This is a genomic window from Paraburkholderia sp. Ac-20347 (assembly GCF_017104805.1).
Taxonomy (GTDB): Bacteria; Pseudomonadota; Gammaproteobacteria; order Burkholderiales; family Burkholderiaceae; genus Paraburkholderia; species Paraburkholderia tropica.
Genome location: NZ_JAAGPN010000124.1, coordinates 1 through 24,000 on the forward strand (window position 1 = coordinate 1; position 24,000 = coordinate 24,000).

A 24,000-nucleotide genomic window follows, 5' to 3' on the forward strand; every position below is an offset into this window, starting at 1 on the left:
ATGCGCGCGCCAGCTCGAATCGGTGCCCGGCGCGCCCGTGTGCGCCGAGCCCTCGGGCGCCGCGCCGCGCACGAGATCGGTGAGGATGTCGCCCGCCGAAATGAAGGCGGGGAAGCCGGTCGAGAAGTCGGGGCCAGTGCTGCAGGTGCTCATCGCATGTTCCTTCGCTGAATCGGTCGCGGGTGCGTTGCTTGTGCGTTGCCGGTGCTTTGCCAGTGCGTTGCGGTGATGTCGTGACGCGGCGCGCGGATCAGGCCGCGCCGTCCGTGCCGTTGGCACCGACGTTCGCGTCTTCTTCCTCGCGTCCGACGATCGGCGCCATGCCGCGTCCGGGCAGCGCGTTCAGGACTTCGTAGCACGCGCCCATGGTGTGATAGTCGGTCTTGCCGGCCGGGCTCTTTTCGTCGCTGTACTTGCGGTTGTCGCAGGTGAGGATGCGATACCACGCGCCGTAGCGATGATCGACGAAATGCTTCCAGCTATAGCGCCAGATCTCGTCGTACCAGTCCCAGAAGCGCTCGTTGCCGGTGCGCTTGCCGAGCAGCGCGGCGGTGGCGAAGGTCTCGGCCTGGACCCAGAAATACTTGTCGTGATCGCAGACGGTGTAGTCGGGCCCGAAGCCGTAGTAGAGCCCGCCGTGATCGTTGTCCCAGGCGTGCATCATGGCCGCGTCGAACAGCTCGATCGCGCGCGGCAGCAGCCACGGCAGCGGACGATGACGTTCGAGAATCAGCAGCAGCTTGGCCCATTCGGTCTGGTGGCCCGGCTGGAACCCCCACGGGCGGAAGATGTTCGTGCTGTCTTCCTTGTTGTAGTCCCAGTCGACCGACCAGTCGGCGTGAAAGTGCTCCCAGACCAGCCCTTGCGAGAGCCGCGCCTGACGCAGCGTGATGTTCGACGCGACGCGCTCGGCGCGGTCGAGATAGACCAGATGGCCGGTCGCCTCGTAGGCCGCGAGCAGCGCCTCGGTGGTGTGCATGTTGGCGTTCTGGCCGCGGTAGCTGGAGACCTCCCAGTCGGCGCTCGCCTCGTCGGCGTAGAGGCCCGCCGCACCGTCCCAGAAGCGATGCTCCATCAGCTCGAAGGTGGCGGCGATCATCGGCTTCGCTTCTTCGATGCCGGCCATCGCGGCGTGCGCGTAAGCGAGCAGCACGAAGGCGAGGCCGTAGCAGTGGCGCGTGGCGTCGAGCGTGCGCTTCTGGCCGTCGCGCCAGTCGATCTCCCAGTCGTAACCCTCGAGCTGCGGGTCCCAATGCACTTCGCGCAGGAATTGCAGGCCGTGGCGCGCGTAGTCGAGATGCTGCGCCTCGCCGGTTTCGCGGTACGCCATCGCGTAGTTGAACACGTAGCGGCAACTGCTCACCAGATGGCGCGAATGCGCGTTGTAGATCGAGCCGTCGTCGCGGAAATAGTGGAAGAAGCCGCCCGACGGGTCGTACACGTTGGGCGCGTAGAAGCGCAGCGTGTCGGCGATATGGCCGAGCAGGAAGGCGCGGTCCCGAAAGCTCGCGACGGCGGGCGCGGCGGTCTGGGCTTCAACGGTGGGTGCGGTGTCGGATGGCTTCGTCATGGCTTTCTCATCTCGGCTGCGTGGGTTCGGCTTGATTCGGTTTGCTACGTTGTTCTGGCGATGCGGCGTGATTCTGTGGCCGTATCAGGATGCTTCGGGCTGCGTCTTGCCGCGGCGCGCGACGGTTTCCAACGGCGGCGGCGCGGTGGATTTCGGCGCCGGTTTCAACGCCGGTTTCAACCCGCCGCCCGTCGTGCTCGCGCGTTCGACGAGCCGCACCGGCAGCACGATCTCGTTCGCCTGCGGCGTTTCTTCGAGCAGCAATTCGACGCCGCGCCGTCCGAGCGCTTCCTTGTCGACGGCGAGCGTCGTGAGCGCGGGCGTGGCGTGCGCGGCGGCGGCGATATCGTCGAAACCGACGATGGCGATGTCCTCGGGCACGCGCAGGCCGTTCGCCTGGCACACGCGCAGGGCGGCGAGCGCGGCGGCGTCGTTGTAGGCGAACACGGCGTCGGGCGCCGCCTCGCCGCGCTGGCGCGCGCCGTCGAGCAGACGCTGCATTGCGAGCGCCGCGCCGGTGTCCGGATCGAGGCCGCCTTCGATGGTGGTTTCGAGCGACGGATCGAACAGCAGACCCGCTTCGAAGAACGCGCGCCGGTAGCCGAGCGCGCGCTGCGCGATGCTGTAGTGCGCAAGCGACCCGCCGATAAACGCCACGCGCCGCCGCCCCATGGCGAACAGGTGATGCATGGCGAGCGCCGCGCCCGCGGCGTTGTCGATGTTCACCGAGCGCAGCCCCTCGGACCACAGGTCGATCAGCACGAGCGCGCGTTGCAGCGCAACCAGCGCGGCGAGCGTTTCCGGCTCGACGAAGCCCGCCACGGCGACCGCGTCGGGCGCGTGCAGGCGCAATTGCTGGATGGTGTCGTCGGCGGGACCGGCGGTGAGCAGCGCGGGCACGATGCCGTGTTCGCGGCACGCGTCTTCCACGCCGTGCAGGACGTGCGAGAAGAACGGGCTGGCCGCGAAGTTGTTGTGCTGGCGGTGCAGCAGGAAGGTGAGGCGACGGATGCGCGGACGCAGCTGTGCGCTGTCATAGCCCATCGACTGCGCGATCTCGACGATGCGCGCGCGCGTGGCTTCGGAAAGCCCCGGCTGGTTCTTCAGCGCGCGGGACACCGTGCCGATCGACACGTTGGCCGCCTGCGCGACGTCGCGAATGGTTGTCCCCATGATTCCTGTTAGCCCTGGCTGGTGTGGTCAGGTGTGCGGCGATTGTATAGTAAAAACCGGGGCGCACAACGTTGCATCGGGCCGAAAATCCCCCGTAAATACCCGTAATCACGGCAATAAACGTAAATTGACATGTTTAGTAAAACTTCCTAAACATGGTCGGTCGCGCAGGATGCGGGCACGTCGTTTGCGCTATGTCGCAGGTCATCATTCGAAACGGAACGGAGGCATCATGCTCGGCACCTTGCTTCTCGTCATACTGATCCTGCTGCTGATTGGCGCCTTTCCTGCCTGGCCGCACAGCCGGTCCTGGGGCTACGCGCCGTCCGGCACGCTGGGCATCGTGGTCATCGTCGTGGTCGTGCTGGTGTTGATGGGGACGATCTAGCGGCGTAGGCGTGAGGGGCGCGGCAGTTGCGTGACGCGCTCAGAAGCGACGAGGCCGGCGCGGAGTGATCCGCGCCGGCCTCGTTTTTTTCGTCTGCCTTCGTTTGCCCGTTCGTCTGATTGCGCTTCAAGCCGCGCGCTAAGCCGAGGATGCTTTTGCCTGGCCGCTCGCCGTCGTCGTCGTGAGCGTGGGCAGCAGCGTCGCGCTTTCGCCGCCGTCGATCACGACGAGTCCGCTCGCTTCCTGCTTCGCGCGGCGCTTGGCGATGGCGGCCAGCGACGCGATCGCATCGCTGCCATGCTGCGAGCCGTGGCCCGGCGCGATATGCACGCAGCCGACCGCCATCGTCACGAAGGCGAAGAAGGCCGGATGCCCCTGGCGGTCCTCGCCGTGGATGCCGCCCGCGAGCCGGTCGGCGGGCGCGTAGAAACGCTGCGCGCCCGCGTTGAAGGTCTCGATCGCATGACGCACGCGCTCGCGCCAGGTTTCGCTCTGGAATAGCACCAGAAAATCGTCGCCGCCCACGTGGCCGAGAAAATCGCGCGTGGGATCGCACGCGTCGGCGAGCACCTGCGCCGCGAACTTCAGCACCTCGTCGCCCTGCCAGTAGCCGTACTGGTCGTTGAACGGCTTGAACTGGTTCAGATCGACGTAGCAGGCGTGAAAGCCCGCGTCGTGCGAAAGCAGCCGGTCGATGTGCGAACTGATCGGAATGTTGCCCGGCAAAAAGGTGAGCGGATTCGCGTAACGCGCGGCCTGGATGCGCACTTCGGTGACCGCGCGCACGAGGCTCTCGCCGGTGCCGAGCCCGGCGTAACGGCCGCTGTCGGTGATCACGAAGCCATCGGCGAGATAGCGCTGGTCGTCGCTCGCGAGCAGCGTCGCCATCTGCTCGACGCTCATGGTCTGTTCGATCAGCACCGGCGAAGCATTCGCGAATTGCAGACACGCCTTCTTGCCGAACAGCTCGCGGTGATACGGCAGCGCGTAGCGGTCCATGAAGGCGCGCCGGTTGATCAGCGCGATCGGCGTCTCGCCTTCGACCACGGCTACCGCGTGCAGGTCGGGCAGGCGCGTGAAGAGTTCGAGCACGTCGTTGTTGGTCGCCTTGCGCGGCAGCGCGGGCGCGTGCACGCGCATTTTCTCCGCGGGCGCGCTGCCGTTGCCGCTCGCGCCCGTGTGCCGCGTGGCTTCCGGAAACACGGCGATGTGCTGCGCGCGCAGCGCGTCGCGCGCGCGTTCGGCCAGCGCGCGCGGCGGCTGCGCCTCGGGTCGTCCGAGGAAGAAGCCCTGACCGGTCGCGATGCCCATGTCGCGCAGCACGATCAGATCGGCTTCGTTCTCGATGCCTTCCGCGACGAGCCGCGCGCCGCTCGCCTGGGCGAAGTGCTGCATCGCGCGCACGGCTTCGAACTTGAGCGCGTCGTTGGCGATGTCCTGGATGAAGAAGCGGTCGATCTTCACGACGTCGGGCTGCAACTGCACCCACACGTTCATGCTCGCGTTGGCGCTGCCGTAGTCGTCGAGCGCGAATTGCGCGCCCGCCGCGCGCAGCGCCGCGACCACGTGCTTGAAGCCGTGCACGTCCTCGACCGCGCATTGCTCGGTCAGCTCGATGACGACGCGGTGCGCGTCGAGCGTGCCGTCGAACAGCGCGAGCGTGTCGCGGCCGTGATCGGTCAGGTCGCGCAGGGCGTCGGCGCTGAAATTGAGGAACAGCTTGCCCTGGCAGCCGAGCTGCGCGAAGGCGGCGATGCAGGCGGCGGCCGCGGCGCGTTCGAGCGCGAGCGTGCAGCCGGCGCGGTTCGCTTCGGCGAACAGGGCGGCCGGCGATTCGAGCGGCGAACCGGCGGGGCCGCGCACGAGCCCCTCGTAACCGAGGATCACGCCATCGTCGAAATCGACGATCGGCTGGAAGACGGCGCGCAGCTGGCGCTGGGCGATCAGGGCTTCGATGCCGGCCGGGCTGGCGGCGGACAACGGAATAGCCATCGGAGCCGCAGTCCTCTGGACCGGCGGCGTGGACGCGCGTGCAGACATGGAAAGAGCCACGACAGGCTTTGACGACAGAAATAACGGCAGCAGCGTCTGCCAATTGAATGAACTTTTAATGACAGTCAGACGAAAAGGGGGCGCGGACCGGGAGGCTAACGTTTGCGCGGCGCGGTGCTGTGGCCGCGGGGCGTCAAGGTCGCGATGAAGGCGGGAAGCGGGGGAGGAAGACGAGCGCGCGAGCGAGTGGCGCGGGTCGGTCGGTGAGGAGGGGGGGCTGCGCGAAGAACCCGGCAGCGAGAGGAACACGGTGGGCGCGGCCGCGCCCACCGAAGGCGTTATCGACGCGCGGCCGCCGTGCGTTCGCCGCCGGCGCGCGATTCGTCGCCGGCATCGGTTGCGCGCTCGGCGCTCATGTCGCGTGCGCCCCAGCGCTGGGCGAGCGCCGCGCACACCATCAGCTGGATCTGGTGGAACAGCATCAGCGGCAGCACGACCGCGCCCACGGCGTTCGACGCGAAGATCACCTTCGCCATCGGCACGCCTGCCGCGAGGCTCTTCTTCGAGCCGCAGAAAATGATGGTGATCTGGTCCGCGCGCGAGAAGCCCAGCTTTTTGCTCGTGAACATCGTGATGCCGAGCGCCAGCGCGAGCAGCACCGCGTTCACCACCACGAGCCCGCCGAGCGCGGCGAGCGGCGTGTGGTGCCAGAGGCCTTCGTTGATGGCTTCCGAGAACGCGCCGAACACCACCAGCAGGATCGAGCCCTGATCGACGAACTTGAGCACGCCGCGATTGCGCTCGATCCAGCGTCCGATCACGGGGCGCAGCAACTGGCCCGCGACGAACGGCACGAGCAGCTGCAGCACGATGTTCCAGACCGTGTGCCACGCCGAGGTGCCGCCGGCCGTCTGATTGGTGACGACGAGGCTCACCAGCGCGGGCGTGACGAAGATGCCGATCAGGCTCGACGCCGACGCGCTGCACACGGCCGCCGGCACATTGCCGCGCGCGATCGAGGTAAACGCGATCGACGACTGCACGGTGGAGGGCAGCGTGCAGAGGAACAGCACGCCCATATAGAGCGCGGGCGTGACGAGCGGCGAGAGCAGCGGCTTGAGCGCGAGGCCGAGCACGGGGAACAGCACGAAGGTGCTCGCCAGCACGACGAGGTGCAGACGCCAGTGCGTGGCGCCCGCGACGATCGCCTCGCGCGAGAGCTTGGCGCCGTGCAGGAAGAACAGCAGGCCGACGGCCACGTTCGTGAGCCAGTTGAACGGCACGGTGGCCGCGCCGTGCACGGGCAGCAGGCTGGCGAGGATCACGGTGCCGACGAGGCACAGCGTGAAGTTATCGGGCAGGAATTTCGGACGAGCCATTACACAATCTCGGGTGCGCGCAGCAGCGCCTCGCTGTGCGCGGTTCGATGGGCGCACAACGGATCATCGGGAACGCTATTGTCGGCGCAAGGCCATTGAAAATGCAAATTCATTTGAAGAATTGATTAATGAGCAGTGCGCATGAAGTCGCGGGTTTCAGGCGCGATTTTCGCGACGACCGGCAGGGTCGCCGGCGGGTGTCGCCAACGCGAGACAACGCGAGACAACGCGCCTTCCCATCACCTTATTCCTCAGGCGAAAGAGGCATCGCGAAGCATGCCGAACGATCCGTGCCGGCTGCCCGCAAAGCCACGCGGGCTGGGCTTTCAGGAGCACGAAGCGGGCCTGCCCGGAGCGCTCCGGAAAGCACGAAAATCCAGCAGTAACATGGTGTTACAACCCTTCCGAGGGCATAACATTTTTTGGCTCGACACCCCTTCCGGGCGCCCATAAATTACCGTCAAGGAACGTCAGGGCGACCGTTGCGGCGGCAATCGTTACGCGCCGTGCACGCTTCCGGGAACTGGCCCGCCATGGCCCGAGTGGCTGGACGCCATGCTGATCGTCGGGCAGGTGATCGACACAATGCGTGCAGGGTTGTTACGGATGAGGCAGTGGATACTGGGGGCCGGTTTAACGGCCCTCGTTGCGCTCGCCCATGCACAACCCGGCTTCCACGGCGCAGGCGGCGGTTTTCAGCGCGCGCCCGTGGTGCGCGAGGCGCCACGCGGTTATGGCGGCATGCAGAGCATGCCCGGCATGCGCTACGTTCCGCACGGCGGCGCGGCTCCCATGCCGATGCGCGTCGCCGATCAGGGCGGCTGGCGCGAGCGCGGCGGCGGCCGTCAGGCCGAGCGTCGCGAAAATAGCGGCGGCTCGCGCGGCTACGGCGGCAATCCCTACAGCAACCCTTATGGCAACGGCTTCGGCACGGGCGGCGGCTATCACGGCCCCATCCAGCCCGTGAGCGCGGAAACGCGTCAGGTGCCGCATCCGCCCGCCGATTCGCCGGTGCGCGCCGGTTCGATCCGCGAAGACGTCGCGCGCTATAACGAAGAGCGCGGCGGCGGCTTCCGTCCGTTCTCGCGCGGCGGCGGCGATGTGCCTCGTCCGCCGATGTCGTCGCCGTATCGAAACTGAGTCCACGCAACTAACTGACGGGCAGGGCCACCGCCGAGGCGTGTTAGGCGGCTTCGGCTTCGGTTAATCGCAACTAACTGCCACGGGCGCCGCCCTGCCGATCACGCGCGCACCCTGCGCCCACGCACACCACCGTCTCTTCCCGCCCGCGCGTCCCTCTCCCTTCCCCGCGCAATCCGCTCCGCTTCACTTCCGATCGTCTTTCAAGCGTACTTTCGGCGCGCTTCCCGCTGTCTTGCGATTCGCCCGACGCGCCGCGATCCCCGTCGCGCGAAATCGGCGAAAGCGCTTCCACACGCCGCCTGCGCCGCCGTATCGCGAAACTGACGCGTGGATACCACACTTTTTTGGAAATCACTCGTCATACAGAACCCTTTCGTCATCAAATCTCGCCTTCGCTACGGCGGCGCGTCATCGGAAGCGCCGGCGCGCGTGAAAACCGGGTCAAAGCCCCGCTGACAAAGGTGCTGCATCGAGCGACGTCGATGCTGCGCCGCAGCGGACGAGGCGACAAAAACCGACCAGGCAGGTTTCACGGGCGACAAACTAATCGGGCCGATATACCGGCGATAACAACCGATATTTTTGTCCAGAAAAATGGTCCGCAAAGATGGATCCGCCCAGAACGGTCACGTCTGCGAACGACGAAAAACAAACGGTTTGCGCGAGCGCCTTAGCCGCCAGTCTCACTTTTTTGACAAGGACAGGAGAACTCATGAATACAGCCGTCAGCCGCGCGCTGCGCACGCCCTTGCGCACGTCTCTCAAGGCGTGCGCCATCGCCGCCGTTCTCGCCGGCGCATCGTCGTCGGCGTTTGCGCAATCGAGCGTTCAGCTCTACGGTCAGGTCGACGAATGGGTCGGCGCGACGCGCTTTCCCGGCAGCCAGACGGCCTGGAACGTCGGCGGCGGCGGTATGTCGACGTCCTATTGGGGCTTGAAGGGCTCGGAAGACCTCGGCAACGGCTACAAGGCGATCTTCGCGCTCGAAAGCTTCTTCCGCGCGCAAAACGGCCAGGACGGCCGCTTCTCCGGCGACACCTTCTTCGCGCGTAACGCCTACGTCGGCCTCGAATCGCCGTACGGTACGTTCACGGCGGGCCGCCTGACGACGCAACTGTTTGTCTCGACGATCCTGTTCAACCCGTTCATCGACTCGTACACCTTCTCGCCGATGGTGTACCACGTCTATCTCGGCCTCTCGACCTACCCGACCTACACGACCGACCAGGGCGTGGTGGGCGACTCGGGCTGGAACAACGCGGTGCAGTACTCGACGCCGAACTTCAACGGCCTGTCGGGCTCGGTGATGTACGCGCTCGGCAACCAGGCCGGCGACAACGGCAAGAAGAAGTGGAGTGCTCAGGCGCTGTACTTCCACGGCCCGTTCGCGGCCACGGCCGTGTATCAGTACGTGAACTTCAACAGCACGCCGGGCGACATCGGCAGCATCGTCAGCGGCGACGCGACCATCGTCGGTCTGCGCAGCCAGGGCGTCGCGCAGGTCGGCCTGTCGTACGACCTCAAGTACGTGAAGTTCTTCGGCCAGTACATGTACACGAACAACAACAGCAGCATCAGCAGCTGGCACGTGAACACGGCGCAGGGCGGCGTCTCGGTGCCGGCCGGCCCGGGCACGGTGATGGCGTCGTACGCGTACTCGCGCGACAGCGGCGGCCTGAACCAGACGCACAACACGGCGGCGGTCGGTTACGACTATCCGCTGTCGAAGCGCACCGACGTCTACGCGGCCTACATGTACGACCACTACGACAACATGTCGTCGGGCATGACCTACGGCGTGGGCGTGCGCGCGAAGTTCTAGGCACGCGCTTTCACCCGCCGGGAAAAAACCCCGCGCTGTTCGCAGCGCGGGGTTTTTTATTGCGCGCGCAACGGCGGCGCCTGGGCGTTTGGCTACCAGGATTTGATAAAGCGCGCACAATATCGCGGATTATTTCCTGATTTGTTTCCTGATTAACCTGATTTTTGCGGGAAGAAAGACGCGATGGATACCCTCGTCAGCATGAAAGTGTTCCGGCAGGTGGTCGAGGCGGGAAGCTTCGTGGCGGCGGCCGAGCGCATGAGCATGTCGGCGGCGATGGCGAGCAAGCATGTGATGCACCTCGAACAGCAGCTCGGCGCACGGCTCTTGAACCGCACCACGCGCCGCGTCGCGCCGACCGAGGCCGGGCGCGAATATTACGAGCGCGTGGCCCAGGCGCTCACCGAACTCGACGAGGCCGGTCAGGCCGTCGGCGCCGCGAGCGTGGTGCCGCAAGGGCGGTTGCGCGTGTCGTCGCTGACGGCGTTCGGGCTGCGCCACGTGATGGGCGCGGTCGCCGACTACGCCGCCGATTTCCCGCAGGTGACCGTCGATATCACGCTGTCGGACCGCGTTGTCGAATTGATCGACGAGGGTTTCGATGTGGCGATCCGCGCCTCGCCTTCGGGTCTCAAGTCGTCTTCGCTGATCGCGCGGCCGCTCGCCACCGCGCATATCGTGCTGTGCGCCTCGCCCGAGTACCTGCGCCGCCACGGCGTGCCGAAGACGGTCGCCGATCTCGCGAAGCACAAGTTCGTGCATTACGCGGGCGCGTCGGCGGCCGAGCTGGCGCCGTTCTCGGAGGCGGGCGCGCGTGCGAAGCCGGCCGGCAACCTGATCGTCAATCACCTGGAGGCGCTGCGCGTGGTGGTGTTGCAGGGCGGCGGGCTGTCGATGCTCGGCACCGAAGTGATCGGCGACGATATCGCTGAGGGCCGCCTCGTGCCGCTGCTCGTCGACGCGCTGCCGCCGCGCGAGCTGCCGATTTACGCCGTCTACGCGAGCCGCCGCCATCTGTCGGCGAAGGTGCGTTCGTTCGTCGATTTCCTCGCCGAACGCTTCGGCTCGCGCGCGCTCTGGCCGGGCGTGGAACAGATCCGCGCGGCGGCCTTGCGCAAGGTCGTCTAGCGGCGCGGGCGGTTGCGGACTGGTCGCGCGCCGCCCGTTTTATCGCCCGCTTTATCTCCGGCTTTACTTCCCGCTTTATTTCCCGATACCCAGCCGCGCCTTCGCCTCGCCGTACTCCTGCTTCAGGCGCTCGACCAGTTGCGCCACCGACGGCACGTCGTCCATCAGGCCGACGCCCTGGCCCGCGCCCCAGATGTCCTTCCACGCCTTCGCCGCGCCGCTGTCGAAGCTCATCTTCGACTTGTCCGACTCGGGCAGCGCGTCCGGATCGAGCCCGGCGTTCACGATGCTTTCGCGGATGTAGTTGCCGTGCACGCCCGTGAACAGGTTCGTATAGACGATGTCGGCGGCCTTGGCTTCGAGGATCGCGTGCTTGTACGCCTCGACCGCGTGCGCTTCCTGGGTCGCGATGAAGCGCGTGCCCATATAGGCCAGATCGGCGCCCATCGCCTGCGCGGCGAGGATCGAGCCGCCGTTGGCGATCGCGCCCGAGAGCACGATCGGGCCGTCGAAGATGCGTCGCACTTCGCCCACCAGCGCGAACGGCGACGTCGTGCCCGCGTGGCCGCCCGCGCCCGCCGCGACGAGGATCAGCCCGTCCACGCCCGCTTCGAGCGCCTTGCCCGCATGACGCAGATTGATGACGTCGTGCAGCACGATGCCGCCGTAGCTGTGGACCGCGTCGAGCAGTTCTCGCGGCGGCGCGCGCAGGCTCGTGATGAAGATCGGCACGCGATGTTCCACGCAGACGCGGATGTCGTGTTCGAGCCGCGCGTTCGACTGATGGACGATCTGGTTCACGGCGATCGGGCCGATCACGGCGTCGGGGTTCGCGGCCTTGTGCGCGGCGAGCTGCTCCTCGATCTGCGTGAGCCATTCGTCGAGCAGTTCGGCGGGGCGCGCGTTGAGCGCCGGGAACGAGCCGACGATGCCCGCCTTGCACTGCGCGAGCACGAGCTCGGGATAGCTCACGATGAACATCGGCGAGGCGACGACGGGCAAGGACAGGTTCTGCAGGACGGCGGGCAATGCCATGACGGGATCTCCTTACATCGCTTATAAAACGGTCGTTCGATTATAGGTGCGCGTCCTGGCGCGCATGCCGCCCATGCGTCGCATCGTCTGGAGGGAGTGTTCGGTTTCTAGCTTTTCGGGCCCGAAAGCGCCGCTGCGCGCCGCACGCCCCTCCTACAATGTCGCACAGACCAACAAGCACACCAGGGAGACATGCCATGCCGTTCGATGGATTCACGCCCTTCACCGTTCCCACCGCGAACGGTGTCGAGATCGCGGGCATCAAGGGCGGCGACGGACCGCCGTTGCTGCTGCTGCACGGTCATCCGCAGACGCACATGATCTGGCATCGCTGCGCGGACGATCTGGCGAAGCACTTCACCGTGATCGCCACTGACCTGCGCGGCTACGGCGCGTCGTCGAAGCCGCCGAGCGACGCCACGCACGCCGCCTATTCGAAGCGCGCGATGGCCGCCGATCAGGTCGCGGTCATGCGTCACTTCGGCTTCGAGCGCTTTCTCGTCTGCGCGCACGACCGCGGCGCGCGCGTCGCGCATCGCATGGCGCTCGATCACGCGGACGCCGTCGAGCGCCTGATGCTGCTCGACATCGCGCCCACGCTCGCCATGTACGAGCAGACCAACCGCGAATTCGCCACGCTCTATTTCCACTGGTTCCTGCTGATCCAGCCCGAGCCGCTGCCCGAAGCGCTGATCGGCGCCGATCCCGACGCCTACATCGAGCGCGTGATGGGCAGTCGTCACGCGGGCCTCGCGCCGTTCGCGCCCAAGGCGCTCGGCGCGTACCGCGCGGCGCTGCGCCAGCCCGGCGCGGTGCACGCGATGTGCGAGGACTATCGCGCGTCGGCGACCATCGACCTCGAACACGACCGCGCCGATATCGAGCGCGGCCACAAGGTCGCGTGCCCGCTGCGCGTGCTGTGGGGCGAGCATGGCGTGATCGAGCAGTGCTTCGATCCGCTCGCCGAATGGCGCAAGGTGGCGCGCGACGTGAGCGGCCGCGCGCTCGACTGCGGCCATTACATTCCCGAGGAAGCGAGCGCGGAACTGACCGCCGAGATCCTGTCGTTCTTCGAGGCGACCGAGCGGCAGGACTAGCGTCCGGACCGAACCCGCAGGCGCGGATCAGCCGAGCGGCGGCAGGCGGCGCGACACAGGCGTCGACTTGACGATCGCCGTGCTGGTCTCCGCGCGTTCGGTGACCTTGTTGAGAATCTCGTCGAGCTGCTCGATCGAATGCAGCCAGATACGCGCGATGAAGCAGTCGTCGCCAGTGACCTTGTCGCATTCGATGAACTCGGGAATGCGGCGGATCACGTCTTCCACCAGATGCAACTGACCCGGCAGCGGCTTCACGCGCACGATGGCCTGCAGCGTGTAGCCGAGCGCGCGCGGGTCGATACGCACCGTATAGCCGCCGATCACGCCCTGCGCTTCGAGTCGCCGCAAGCGCTCCGAGGTGCTGGGCGCCGACAGCCCGACGAGCCGCGCGAGTTCGCTCACGCTCGCGCGCGCATCGTCGACGAGCGCGGCCAGCAGCGCGCGGTCGATCTCGTCGAGCGCGGCGGCGGCTGGCGGGTTCGGTCGCTTGTTCATCGCCTACCTCCTGCGGTTTGTTGGCTCGCTTGAGTCTTGTGCCTTCGATTCGAAGGCAGGCGAGCGGTTGTGCCTTAGTTTAGCGCTGTATTTCGCGAGGCGGTCTGCGTAGACTTTCAACCATTCACCGACGCATCCCTCCACGAGGAACACGCACTCATGGCCACTCCCGAAATCCGCCGCGGCGCGGGCGAGATGATCGTTGCGATGCTGATGTCCGGCACCATCGGCTGGCTCGTCGTCGATTCGCAGCAGGCGCCCATCAACGTCGCGTTCATGCGCTGCGTGCTGGGCGGCGCGATGCTCGCGCTCGTCTGCGCGGCGCTCGGGCTGTTCCGGCAGCGGTTGCCGTGGCGCACGCTGGCGCTCGCGATGGCGGGCGGCGCGGCCATCGTCGCGAACTGGGTTTTGCTGTTCGCCGCCTATTCGCGCGCCTCCATTTCGATGGCCACCGCCGTCTACAACACGCAGCCGTTCATGCTGGTCGGACTCGGCGTGCTGGTGCTGCGCGAACGCGTGAGCGCGTCCACCGTCGTGTGGCTCGCGCTGGCGTTCGTCGGGCTGGTGGGCGTGGTCGAGGTGCAGCCCGCCGTGCTCGCGGTGCCGGGCCAATATCTGACCGGCGTGGCCTGCGCGGCGGGCGCGGCGTTTCTCTACGCGATTTCGTCGATCATCACGCGGCATCTGAAGGGCACGCCGCCGCATCTGATCGCGCTCGTGCAACTCGCGTTCGGCGCGTTCGCGCTCGCGCCGTTCATCCACTACGGCACGCTGCCCGCGACGCCCGTGCACTGGGCGCAGATCGTCACGCTCGGCATCGTGCACACGGGCATCATGTACGTGCTGCTTTACGGCGCGATCCAGAAGCTGCCGACGGCGATGACCGGCGCGCTCTCGTTCATCTATCCGGTGGTGGCGATTCTGGTCGACTGGTTCGCCTTCGGTCAGCGGCTCGCGTGGATCCAGGTCGCGGGCGCGGCGCTGATCCTGCTCGCGGCGGCGGGCGTCAATCTCGGCTGGCGCATCGTGCCGGCGCGGAGCAAGGCGCAAGGCGCGTGACTCGCGCAGTTTTCACGCAATTCACGCAGTTCACGTAACAACGCGCGCGGCAAATTCGCTCGCGGCGAGATCAAGCCGATGCGGCGCGGCCGAGGCGGACGTCATCACGCTGGCCGCATAATGGCGCGGTTCGAACCGCCCGACGCGTCAGCCGCATGACCACGCCTTCTTCATCGCCCGATCCGATCCCGCCCGCGCATCGTGACAAGCACGGCACGCGCGACACGCACGCCGAACCCAGCCAGGACGAGCGCGACCTGCGCCGCGCCAAGCGGCGCGCGCTGGCGCTACTGCTGGGCGCGGCGCTGGTGTTCGTCGTCACGGCGCTGTCGCCGCCGGGCGTGGTGATCGACGGCATCAAGGCGGTGAGCGAGGCCGCGATGGTCGGCGCGCTGGCGGACTGGTTCGCCGTGGTCGCGCTGTTCCGGCGCGTGCCGATTCCGTTCATCGCGCGGCGCACGGGCGTGATTCCGCGCAACAAGGACCGTATCGCCGACGAACTCGCCGCCTTCGTGCAGGAGAAGTTTCTCGACGTGAGTTCGCTCGTCGGGCTGATCCGCCGCCACGATCCGGTCGAGCGTCTGTCCATCTGGCTGCGCGCGCCCGAAAACGCGCGTCATCTCGGCGATTACGCGGTGCGGCTGATGTCGGGCCTGCTCGGCCTCACCGACGACGCGCGCATCCAGAGCTTTATCCGCGACGGCCTGCACGCGGCGCTCGACAAGGTCGATCTCTCGAAGTCGGCGGGCGCGCTGCTCGACACGCTCACGAAGGACGGCCGTCATCAGGAACTGCTCGACCAGTTGCTCGATCAACTCGGCCTCTTGCTGGCCGAAGACAGCACGCGCGCGTTCGTGGCGACGCGCATTGTCGACGGGCTCAAGGGCGAGTTTCCGAAGACCGAGAAATTCCTGCCCTCGGAATGGATCGGCGAAAGCGGCGCGCGCGTGCTGGAAAGCGCGGTGAACCGCTTGCTGCTGCAGGTGAGCGAGGACCGCGAGCATCATCTGCGCGTGAAGTTCGACGAGATCGTGCAGCGCCTGATCGTGCAGCTCAAGAACGATCCCGCGTTTCTGCGCAAGGGCGAGGAACTGAAGACGAGCCTGCGCGAAGGCAGCGCGCTCAACGACTACACGCGCGAGCTATGGGAGAGCCTGCGCGCGTGGCTGCGCGACGATCTCGAACGCCACGATTCCACGCTGCACGCGAAAGTGGCCGCAACGGGACGCTGGCTCGGCGAAGCGCTGGCCGCCGACGCCGATCTGCGCGCCTCGCTCAACGGCCATCTCGAAGACGCCGCGCGCGCAATGGCGCCGGATTTTTCGCGCTATCTCACGCATCACATTCGCGACACGGTGCGCAACTGGGACACGCGCGAAACCGCGCGCCTGATCGAACTGAAGATCGGCAAGGATCTGCAGGAAATACGCGTGAACGGCACGGTGATCGGCGGCACGATCGGGCTCGGTTTATATCTGTGCTCGCATCTGTTCGACTGGTTGCGCGTGCATATCGGTCTCTGACAATCGCACGCTGATTTCGTCTATTGATTCGGATGGCGAAATAATTTGTACGCGTTGAATTTCGCCGATTTCGCCTGTATCAATGCGCAATTCTGCATGATCGAAGTGTGCGCGATGCGCATTCTATGTGCGCTGTTACACCGCATTTCATGCCGCCCCGTTTTTAGGGAAATCACTGATGCGGCGCGTATTCTCGCGCGAGTATGATCGGCTCGACAGTTTGATCACGTCAGAGCACGATACTCACGCTCGTCCCCGAAAAAGGACGAGCGTTTTTTTTAGCGCGGCTCACACCGCGCCGGCGGGCGCTTCGATGCCGTGTTCGCGCAGCACCAGCGCGCCGCTTTTCGCCAGCTCGCCGGTCAGCTCGCGCAACAAGTTGGGCCATGCGCTTTCGGGCGCGAGTTGCTGCGCCGCAGCGCGGATGATCGATGCGTTCGCCACCATCGCGTTCAGCGCGTCGAAGCTCAGGCTGCGGACTTCGAGCAGCTTGAACACGATCAGCACCTTGAGCGCGTTTTTCGCGTTGCGCGCCGGATCGGCACGCAGCCACGCGAGACGCGAATTCGCGCGTTCGAGCGCGGCGCGCGCGTCGGCGAACGGCGCGCCGTGGCCCGGAATCACCACGGCGATATCGAGTTGCGCGATGACGTCGAGCACCGCTTGCTGCTCGGCGAATCCGCTCGCGCCATCCAGTTCCGGAAAGATCACGCCGAAGCCGTTTTCCCAGAGCGCGTCGGCGCTGATCAGCACGCGCGGCTCGGGCGCGTAGAGCATCAGCGAATCGGGATCGTGGCCCGGCGCGCCCAGCACGTCCCAGTCGAAACCGCCGAGCGAGAGCCGGTCGCCCGGCGCGAGCGTGCCCGTGAACGTGAAGCGCTCGCAGGTTTGCGCGGTGGCGTCGAAGGTGAGGCGCGCGGCGTCCCACGCGCGCACGGCGTCGGCGCTGGCGGCGGGAATCAGCGTGTTGCAGCGCCACTGCGCCTGCAATCGCGCGTTGCCGCCGCAATGATCCGAATGCAGATGCGTATTGACGATCGTGTCGAGCGCGCGACCCGCGAGCGCGTGCTGCACGAGCGCGACGGTCTGTGCGGCATGCGTGGCGTAACCGGTATCGACGAGCGCCGCGCGAGCTTCATCGACGAGCAGCACGTTGTTCGACGAGAGCCAGCCGCGCTCGAATACGCGGATCGAATCCGGCAGCGTCATGATGCGGGCTTCGGCATCACGAGGATGGTCGCGCGGCCGATCACGAGCGTCTCGCCGCGCTGGTTCGTGGCCGTGCCGTCGAGCTTGACGAGATCGCCGTTCAGGCTCGCTTTCCAGTACGCCTCCACCACGCGCCACTCGAAGGTGATGACGTCGTGCGCGTGCGCGGCGCGCTTGAGCTTCATGTCGAATTCGAGGCCGAGCGGCTGCGCGTGCTGCGAATAATGCGTCGCGAGCAGCGCCATGAAATGCGCGGTGGGCTGCGTGCCCGAAGCGATCAGGCCGCCGAAGCGGCTTTGCGCGGCGTAGTCGTCGTCGTGATGCAGCGGGTTCAGATCGTTCACGAGCGTGGCGAACGACTTCACCGAATCGGGCGAGAGCGCGAGCGTCGAGCGAAACGTTTCGCCGACCTGCACGATGCGGGCGGGCGCGGTCATGACGCGGCCTCGTCGCCGTTGTTGCTGTTTTTACCGCCGAAGCGCTCGGCGATCCAGTTCGCGTGGCGCGTTTCGATCGCGTCCCAGACGGCGCGTTTCGCGGTGTCGTCGAACGTGGACCACAGGGCGATCTCGTCGAGCGTGCGCAGGCAGCCTTCGCACAGGCCGCTCGGCTCGTGCATGCGGCACACGCTGATGCAGGGCGAGGGCGTGCCCGTCGTTGACGACATCGCCGCTGACGTCGCAGACGACGGGTTCGGTGCGCGGCCGCTCATGCGTCGCGCAGCGCGACGTCGACCACGGGCGCGCCGGTCATCGCCGCGAGTTCCTGCGGCGACAGATTGAACACCGCATGCGGATGGCCGGCGGCGGCCCACAGGCTGTCGAGCGAGAACAGGTCGGCGTCGATCAGCGTGACGGGCTTGGTGGCGTGACCGATCGGGCACACGCCGCCAATCGCATAGCCGGTTTTCTCGCGCACGAACTTCGCGTCCGCGCGACCGATTGCGCCGACGTGCGCCTCGACTTTCTTTTCGTCGACACGATTCGCGCCGCTCGCGATCACGAGCACGGGCGCGTCGTCCGAGCGGCGGCGGAACAGGATCGACTTGGCGATCTGCGCGACTTCGCAGCCGAGTCCGGCGGCCGCTTCGGCCGAGGTCTTGCCGGTTTCGGGCAGCAGTACGACCGGCTTGGCGTGGCCGTGATCGCGCAGCAGGAGCGCGACGCGTTGCGCGGAATCGGGCAGGGCGTCGATGCCGTCCTTCTCGGAGTTGATGAGCGTTTCCGTCATGTCCTGATGTCCTTCGTTGCAGTGTGGCGAGTACGCGGGCGGGTCACGCGCACGCGGCGGCGTTCTGCCGTTTCGCGAGCAGCGCCTTGCCCGCGCGCGAGACGTTCGGGCGGCCGATGGCCGTCGAGATGAAGTCGCCGGCGGCGACCACCTGATCGAGGTCGATGCCGGTGCGGATGCCAAGGCCGTTCATCAGATACAGCACGTCCTCGGTCGCGACGTTGCCGGTCGCGCCTTTCGCGTACGGGCAGCCGCCGAGCCCGGCGACCGAGGCGTGGAAGATCGCGATGCCTTCTTCGAGCGCGGCGTAGATGTTGGCGAGCGCCTGGCCGTAGGTGTCGTGGAAGTGGCCCGAGAGGCGCTCGCGCGGGAACGCCTTCGTGACGGCTTCGAACACCTCGTGCACGCGCTTCGCGGTGCCGACGCCGATGGTGTCGGCGATATCGATCTCGTCGCAGCCGAGCGCGGCGAAGCGCTCCACGACGTCGACCACCGACGCGACTGGCACTTCGCCCTGATACGGGCAGCCGAGCGCGCACGACACGCTGCCGCGAATGCGCACGCCGTTGGCCCTGGCCGCTTCGGCGACGGGCGCGAAGCGCTCGATGCTTTCGGCGATCGAGCAGTTGATGTTCTTCTGCGAGAACGCTTCGCTCGCGGCGCCGAAGATCACGATCTCGTCCGCGCGCGCGGCGAGCGCGCCTTCGAAGCCGCGCAGATTGGGTGTGAGCACCGAGTAGATCGTGCCCGTGCGGCGCGCGATGCCGTCCATCACCTGGGCGCCGTCGGCCATCTGCGGGACCCATTTCGGCGAGACGAACGAAGCCGCCTCGATGTTCGCGAAACCCGCTTGCGTGAGGCGGTCGATCAGCTCGATCTTGATCGCCGTGGGCACGAATTCCTTTTCGTTCTGCAGACCGTCGCGCGGTCCGACTTCGACGATCTTGACGGCATGCGGCAAGGCGTTGCTGGCCATGTGTGTCTCCAGTTTTTTGTGGGGGCGGCGCGCGGCGTTCAGCCGAATTTCAATAGCCGCGCGCGGCGTGCACGACGCCGCTCACGGTTTCACCGCGCGCGAGTGCCTCGATCTTGTCGGCGATCTGCGAGATCGCTTCGTCGCGCAAGGTCAGCGCCGAGCTATGCGGCGTGATCGTGATGCGCGGCTCCTGCCAGAACGGATGATCGTGCGGCAGCGGCTCGGTGCGGAACACGTCGAGCGTGGCCGCGGCGAGCGTGCCGTTGGTCAGCGCATCGAGCAGGTCCTGTTCGTTCAGATGCGTGCCGCGCGCGACGTTCACGACATACGCGCCGCGCGCGAGCTTGCCGAAGGTGCGCGCGTTCAGCACGTTCTCGGTGTCGGGCGTGGCGGGCAGCAGGTTGACGAGCAGTTTCACGTCGTCGAGGAAGGCGTCGAATTGCGCGCCGTGCAACTCGCCCGAGAAGGTCTCGATGCCGTCGAGGCGCTTCGCGCTGCGCGAGAAACCGCGCACCGGCACGCCGAGCGCGGCTACCGCGTGCGCGACCTGCGCGCCCAGCACGCCGAGGCCGAGCACGCCCACGGTGAAGGTTTCGCGCGGATGCGGCGCGAGCACGTGCCACTCGCCGCGCGTCTGCTGCTGCGTGTAGTCGTCGAAACGTCGCAGATAGCGCAGCACCGCGTGCTGCACATATTCGGCCATTTGCGGCGCCATGCCGGAGTCTTCGAGACGCACGAGCAGCGCGTCCTTCGGCAGCGTGCCGGGATGCTCGCGTTCGAGCGCGAGGATCGCGTCGACGCCCGCGCCCAGGTTGAACACCGCCTTGAGGCCGGGGCGCGCGGCGAACAGTTCGCGCGGCGGATGCCAGACCACGGCGTAGTCGGCGGGGGCGGTGTCGCCCGGTTGCCAGGCACGCAGTTCCGCGGCGGGCAGCGCGCGGGACAGGCCTTGAAGCCAGGCGGAAGCGTCGGATTGCGGGAGCCAGAACAGAATCTTCATCGTGCTTGTGAGCGTGCTGCGCGTTGTGTGTCGAACCCCGGCTGCGGAAGCAGAAGCAAAAGGCGGCTATAGCCCGCGACGGAATTCAGTGACGGAAGCCGGCGACCGGAATCGCCAGATGAATGGGCAACTGAATCAGCATTCGCTCCATTCTACTTTTTCGGGCCGCGGCTGGCCCGGCTTTCTCGACGCGGGCGGCGGCACTGCCTGCCGGTGGGCGTCGGCGGGCGTCGCTGAAAAAGCAAAGCAAAAAAAATTGGTTCGGCACACGCGGGTCGCGGATCACAATCCATGCTCGACCTCTCGATGCGAGGAAAAAATCATGCTTTCGTGCGCTCAATCCCGCTGGCCGCCGCGACTCGTCACCGTGCCCGGTTTGCACGGCAGCGACGGTGCGCACTGGCAGACCTGGCTCGAACGTCAGTTCGCGCACTCGCTGCGCGTGGAGCAGGCCGACTGGGACGCTCCCGATCTGGCCGTCTGGAGCGACGCCCTGCGCGCGCGCCTGGCGGGCGAGCGCGGGCCCTTTCTGCTCGCGGCGCACAGCTTCGGCTGCCTCGTGACCGCGCACGCGCTGCAACAGGGGAAGCTCGGCGCGGATGTGGCGGGCGTGCTGTTCGTCGCCCCCGCGAGTCCCGAGAAGTTCCGTTTCGCCGGGCCGTTCGAGGCGCGGCGTCTGAGCGTGCCGTCGATTCTGATCGGCAGCGAAACCGATCCGTGGATGCCGCTCGCCGGCGCGCGTCAGCTCGCGCAGCAACTGGGCAGCGCGTTCGTGAATCTCGGCGATGCGGGTCACATCAACTCGGCGGCGGGCTTCGGTCCGTGGCCGCGCGCGAAGTATTTCATCGATACGCTCGTGCATTGCGAGGCGCCCAAGCGTCTGCGTGACGACGAAGCGCAGGCGGAGCCGGTTCGCGACGTGGAAAGCGCCGCGCCGGTCTTGCCGGGCGGTCTCTCCGCGTTCGCGTGAGGGAGGCGGCGCGCCTGAGTCGTCAGGCGCGTGGGCGTTTGCGCTGGAGTGCAGCGCTCACGTAGCGGCCAGGCTCACTGCCCGAGCCGCGCCGCAGCGCCCGCATCGGGCTGCGTATGCACATGCGCCTCGCGCAGCAGACGCGCCGTGTGCAGCGCGATCATGCCTTCTTCATCGGTGGGAATCGCGAACACCGGCACGCGGCTGTCGCTCGCGCTCACGCGTTCCTTGCCCGCGTCGTTCGCGGCCGTGTCCAGCGCGATGCCGAACACCGGCGCGAGCCGCTCGCACACCTGCGCGCGCACGGGCGCCGCATGCTCGCCGATCCCGGCCGTGAACACCAGCGCATCGAGCCCGCCGAGCACCACCGCGAGCTTGCCCACTTCCTGCGCGATCCGATACGTATAGAAGTCCACCGCGAGCTTCGCCTGTTTGCTGTCGCTCGCGAGCAGTTCGCGCATATCGCTGCTGAGGCCCGAAATGCCCTTGAGCCCCGACTCCTGATACAGCACCTTCTCGATCGCCGCGTAGTCCATGCCGTGCGCCATCATCCAGAGCACGGCGCCCGCGTCGAGCGCGCCGCAGCGCGTGCCCATCGGCAGGCCGTCGAGCGCGGTGAGGCCCATCGTCGTTTCCACGCTCTTGCCGTCCTTCATCGCGCACAGGCTCGCGCCGTTGCCCAGATGCGCGACGATCACGCGGCCGCGCGCGATATCGGGCGCAACGGTGTGCAGATGATGCGCGATGTACTCGTACGAGAGCCCGTGAAAGCCGTATCGGCGGATGCCTTCCTCGTAGTAGTGAAACGGCAGCGCGAACAGCTGCGCCATGATGTCGTTGCCTGCGTGGAAGGCCGTGTCGAAACAGGCCACCTGCGGCAGCTCGGGCGCGGCCACGCGCACCGCGCGAATCGCCGCGAGATTGTGCGGCTGATGCAGTGGCGCGAGCGGCGTGAGCGCGTCGAGTTCCTCGATCACCTTGTCGTCGATGAGCACGGCGTCGGTGAAGTGCGCGCCGCCGTGCACCACGCGATGCCCGATCGCGGCGGGCGGCGTGTCGCGCAAACCGACGGCGAGCACGAGGCGCAGCAGACGGAACGCGGCGTCGTGGTCGGCGACCTGGGCGACCGGGAATTTTTCGTCGACGATCAGGCGGCCGTCGGCCATATGCGCGACCACGCGCGGCGCCACGCCGATCCCTTCGATCTGGCCGCCCGCGCCGTGTATCGCGCGCGCGCCGGCTTCGGCGTGCGGATCGTCGATCACGCGATACACCGAACACTTGATGCTCGACGAGCCCGCGTTCACGACGAGCACGATCTGGCCTTCGGCGGCGTGCTGCTCCGAGAGCTGGGCGGAAGTGAGATGTGCGGTCACAGCGCCTCCGCGGTCATGCGCGCGCGCCGCGCGTGGGCGAGCAGCACCGCGATCGCGCAACTGCCGATACGCGAGCGCACGGTGTCGGCGCGGCTCGTGAGGATGATGGGCACGCGCGCGCCGAGCACGATGCCCGCCGCTTCCGCCCCCGCGAGAAAGGTGAGCTGCTTGGCGAGCATGTTGCCCGCTTCGAGGTCGGGCACGAGCAGGATGTCGGGGTCGCCCGCGACCGGCGACGTGATGCCCTTGATGCGCGCGGCTTCGGCGCTGATCGCGTTGTCGAAGGCGAGCGGGCCGTCGAGCAGGCCGCCGGTGATCTGGCCGCGGTCGGCCATCTTGCAGAGCGCGGCGGCGTCGATCGTCGAGGGCATCTTGTCGGAGACCGTTTCCACGGCCGCGAGGATCGCCACCTTCGGCGTGCCGATGCCGAGCGCCTGCACGAGATCGATCGCGTTGCGCACGATGTCGGCCTTGTCGGCGAGCTTGGGGAAGATGTTGACGGCCGCGTCGGTGATGAAGAGCGGCTTGTGATACGTGGGCACGTCCATCGCGAACACGTGCGAGAGGCGGCGTTCGGTGCGCAGGCCGTTCGCGCCCGAAGCCACTTCGTGCAGCAGTTCGTCGGTGTGCAGGCTGCCCTTCATGAGCAGCTCGGCCTCGCCCGCGCGCACGGCGTGCACGGCGCGCTCGGCGGCGGCATGGCTGTGCGGCACGTCGACGATCACGACGTTGTCGAGCGAGAGATTGGCCTCCTGCGCCACCGAGCGGATCTTCTCTTCGGGGCCGACGAGGATCGGCGAAATGAGGCCGAGATTGGCGGCGTCGAGCGCGCCCGTCAGCGACGACACATCGCACGGATGCGCGACGGCGGTGGGCACGGGCGGCAGGCCGGCGCAGCGCGCCAGCAGAACCGAGTACTTGTCGGGCGATGCAGTCATGTCCATCTCTTCGAAGGGCGCTACGTTGACTGAAACCACGCGGTAAAACGGATGCGGCGGCCGTGCGCATGTTGCGGCGCGCAAAGCGCTAACAGTGTAGTCCAGCGTGCGCGGCGCCGGTCGAAAAGTGCGCGTGGGCGGTGTCGCGCCGAGCCGGGGATTGCGCGTGGCGCGAACGCCGATTCATCGCGCATCGGCCTGCGGAGCGCGTTAGCGGCCGCAAAAAACAGTGCCGATACCGTTTGTCGCAGGGCCGCCGAACGCCCGCGAGCGCGCCTGTCACGCCTCATTCACGGCGCGCGGCGATGATGTCATCGACTGCGCGATCCGGTCCGCCTTGACTTTCGTCAGGGCGCTGCCTAGATTGGGATACTGCAGTGCAGCACGGCGCGGCGCCTGCGCTCGCCTGGTGGTTTTGCGTGCCGCCGGGTCCGCGCCGCGCGTGCGCCAGTTCACGCCTTGCGCCGCCTGCCGATCCGCAGCGCATGCGCTTC

Annotated in this window: 23 protein-coding genes; 8 read left to right on the forward strand and 15 right to left on the reverse strand. The window is 67.2% G+C overall.

Translation table 11 applies throughout. The features are described 5' to 3' along the window. Positions 1–250: 250 nt before the first annotated feature. The gene (locus G3N97_RS22515; protein WP_241030761.1) at positions 251–1,570 is read right to left on the reverse strand and encodes an AGE family epimerase/isomerase; all 1,320 of its coding nucleotides are present in this window, start codon (positions 1,568–1,570) and stop codon (positions 251–253) included. Between the two features lie 84 nt (positions 1,571–1,654). Next, a complete protein-coding gene (locus G3N97_RS22520) occupies positions 1,655–2,743 on the reverse strand; it encodes a LacI family DNA-binding transcriptional regulator (protein ID WP_205995182.1) in 1,089 nt (362 codons plus the stop codon). Between the two features lie 232 nt (positions 2,744–2,975). On the opposite strand from G3N97_RS22520, the gene G3N97_RS22525 reads away from it, so the two are divergent. Next, positions 2,976–3,131, forward strand: a complete 156-nt coding sequence (locus tag G3N97_RS22525; RefSeq protein ID WP_042296285.1) for a DUF3309 family protein — start codon at positions 2,976–2,978, stop codon at positions 3,129–3,131. A 138-nt stretch (positions 3,132–3,269) separates the two neighbouring features. Here the strand turns inward: G3N97_RS22525 and G3N97_RS22530 are convergent, their stop codons facing one another. Both G3N97_RS22530 and G3N97_RS22535 read right to left on the reverse strand, forming a co-directional pair. Beyond that, positions 3,270–5,123, reverse strand: a complete 1,854-nt coding sequence (locus G3N97_RS22530; RefSeq protein WP_241030762.1) for a phosphodiesterase — start codon at positions 5,121–5,123, stop codon at positions 3,270–3,272. A gap of 338 nt (positions 5,124–5,461) precedes the next feature. Beyond that, on the reverse strand, positions 5,462–6,502 hold the full coding sequence (locus G3N97_RS22535) for a bile acid:sodium symporter family protein (RefSeq protein WP_205995184.1): 1,041 nt from the start codon (positions 6,500–6,502) through the stop codon (positions 5,462–5,464). Positions 6,503–7,108: 606 nt separating this feature from the next. Here G3N97_RS22535 and G3N97_RS22540 point away from each other — a divergent pair. The 3 genes from G3N97_RS22540 (at position 7,109) to G3N97_RS22550 (ending at position 10,595) form a co-directional block, all read left to right on the forward strand. After that, positions 7,109–7,642, forward strand: coding sequence for a hypothetical protein (locus G3N97_RS22540; RefSeq protein WP_205995185.1), 534 nt, complete (start codon positions 7,109–7,111; stop codon positions 7,640–7,642). Positions 7,643–8,357: 715 nt separating this feature from the next. Then, positions 8,358–9,467 (forward strand): porin, encoded by a 1,110-nt coding sequence (locus G3N97_RS22545; protein ID WP_205995186.1) that lies wholly within the window; start codon positions 8,358–8,360, stop codon positions 9,465–9,467. Positions 9,468–9,650: 183 nt separating this feature from the next. Then, complete coding sequence (locus G3N97_RS22550; RefSeq protein WP_205995187.1) at positions 9,651–10,595, forward strand: LysR family transcriptional regulator; 945 nt, start codon at positions 9,651–9,653, stop codon at positions 10,593–10,595. A gap of 75 nt (positions 10,596–10,670) precedes the next feature. On the opposite strand, the gene G3N97_RS22555 is transcribed toward G3N97_RS22550, so the two are convergent. Next, positions 10,671–11,630: a nitronate monooxygenase family protein gene (locus G3N97_RS22555; RefSeq protein ID WP_205995188.1), complete on the reverse strand. Its 960-nt coding sequence runs from the start codon at positions 11,628–11,630 to the stop codon at positions 10,671–10,673. Between the two features lie 197 nt (positions 11,631–11,827). On the opposite strand from G3N97_RS22555, the gene G3N97_RS22560 reads away from it, so the two are divergent. Next, a complete protein-coding gene (locus G3N97_RS22560) occupies positions 11,828–12,727 on the forward strand; it encodes an alpha/beta hydrolase (RefSeq protein ID WP_205995189.1) in 900 nt (299 codons plus the stop codon). 27 nt (positions 12,728–12,754) lie between these two features. Here G3N97_RS22560 and G3N97_RS22565 read toward each other — a convergent pair whose 3' ends face one another. Next, positions 12,755–13,225 (reverse strand): Lrp/AsnC family transcriptional regulator, encoded by a 471-nt coding sequence (locus G3N97_RS22565; protein ID WP_205995190.1) that lies wholly within the window; start codon positions 13,223–13,225, stop codon positions 12,755–12,757. Between the two features lie 159 nt (positions 13,226–13,384). Between G3N97_RS22565 and G3N97_RS22570 the strand changes: the two genes are divergently transcribed. Together G3N97_RS22570 and G3N97_RS22575 are read left to right on the forward strand one after the other, a co-directional pair. Then, a complete protein-coding gene (locus G3N97_RS22570) occupies positions 13,385–14,284 on the forward strand; it encodes a DMT family transporter (RefSeq protein WP_205995191.1) in 900 nt (299 codons plus the stop codon). Positions 14,285–14,439: 155 nt separating this feature from the next. Beyond that, positions 14,440–15,807, forward strand: coding sequence for a DUF445 domain-containing protein (locus G3N97_RS22575; protein ID WP_205995192.1), 1,368 nt, complete (start codon positions 14,440–14,442; stop codon positions 15,805–15,807). 288 nt (positions 15,808–16,095) lie between these two features. Here G3N97_RS22575 and G3N97_RS22580 read toward each other — a convergent pair whose 3' ends face one another. The 6 genes from G3N97_RS22580 to G3N97_RS22605 are packed head-to-tail and all read right to left on the reverse strand — an operon-like array spanning position 16,096 to position 20,222. Then, the gene (locus tag G3N97_RS22580; RefSeq protein ID WP_205995200.1) at positions 16,096–17,019 is read right to left on the reverse strand and encodes an MBL fold metallo-hydrolase; all 924 of its coding nucleotides are present in this window, start codon (positions 17,017–17,019) and stop codon (positions 16,096–16,098) included. After that, the gene (locus tag G3N97_RS22585; RefSeq protein ID WP_205995193.1) at positions 17,013–17,453 is read right to left on the reverse strand and encodes a MaoC family dehydratase; all 441 of its coding nucleotides are present in this window, start codon (positions 17,451–17,453) and stop codon (positions 17,013–17,015) included. Before G3N97_RS22585 ends, G3N97_RS22580 begins: the two co-directional genes overlap by 7 nt. Continuing rightward, a complete protein-coding gene (locus G3N97_RS22590; protein ID WP_205995194.1) occupies positions 17,450–17,683 on the reverse strand; it encodes a DUF1289 domain-containing protein in 234 nt (77 codons plus the stop codon). The genes G3N97_RS22585 and G3N97_RS22590 overlap by 4 nt, the downstream gene beginning before the upstream one ends. A 41-nt stretch (positions 17,684–17,724) precedes the next feature. Next, entirely contained in the window at positions 17,725–18,246 is a 522-nt protein-coding gene (locus tag G3N97_RS22595) for a YbaK/EbsC family protein (RefSeq protein ID WP_065062019.1), read from the reverse strand. Positions 18,247–18,289: 43 nt separating this feature from the next. Then, entirely contained in the window at positions 18,290–19,222 is a 933-nt protein-coding gene (locus G3N97_RS22600) for a hydroxymethylglutaryl-CoA lyase (RefSeq protein ID WP_205995195.1), read from the reverse strand. A gap of 49 nt (positions 19,223–19,271) precedes the next feature. Continuing rightward, positions 19,272–20,222: a glyoxylate/hydroxypyruvate reductase A gene (locus tag G3N97_RS22605; RefSeq protein WP_205995196.1), complete on the reverse strand. Its 951-nt coding sequence runs from the start codon at positions 20,220–20,222 to the stop codon at positions 19,272–19,274. 322 nt (positions 20,223–20,544) lie between these two features. Here G3N97_RS22605 and G3N97_RS22610 point away from each other — a divergent pair, with 322 nt between their 5' ends. After that, the gene (locus G3N97_RS22610) at positions 20,545–21,192 is read left to right on the forward strand and encodes an alpha/beta hydrolase (protein WP_205995197.1); all 648 of its coding nucleotides are present in this window, start codon (positions 20,545–20,547) and stop codon (positions 21,190–21,192) included. 74 nt (positions 21,193–21,266) lie between these two features. Here G3N97_RS22610 and G3N97_RS22615 read toward each other — a convergent pair whose 3' ends face one another. From G3N97_RS22615 to G3N97_RS22625, 3 genes are all read right to left on the reverse strand, one after another. Further along, the gene (locus G3N97_RS22615; protein ID WP_346778107.1) at positions 21,267–22,568 is read right to left on the reverse strand and encodes an acetate/propionate family kinase; all 1,302 of its coding nucleotides are present in this window, start codon (positions 22,566–22,568) and stop codon (positions 21,267–21,269) included. Continuing rightward, positions 22,565–23,512, reverse strand: a complete 948-nt coding sequence (locus G3N97_RS22620; protein ID WP_205995198.1) for a bifunctional enoyl-CoA hydratase/phosphate acetyltransferase — start codon at positions 23,510–23,512, stop codon at positions 22,565–22,567. Before G3N97_RS22620 ends, G3N97_RS22615 begins: the two co-directional genes overlap by 4 nt. A 273-nt stretch (positions 23,513–23,785) precedes the next feature. Then, the coding region (locus tag G3N97_RS22625) for a hypothetical protein (RefSeq protein WP_205995199.1) at positions 23,786–24,000 on the reverse strand (215 nt) is incomplete at its 5' end.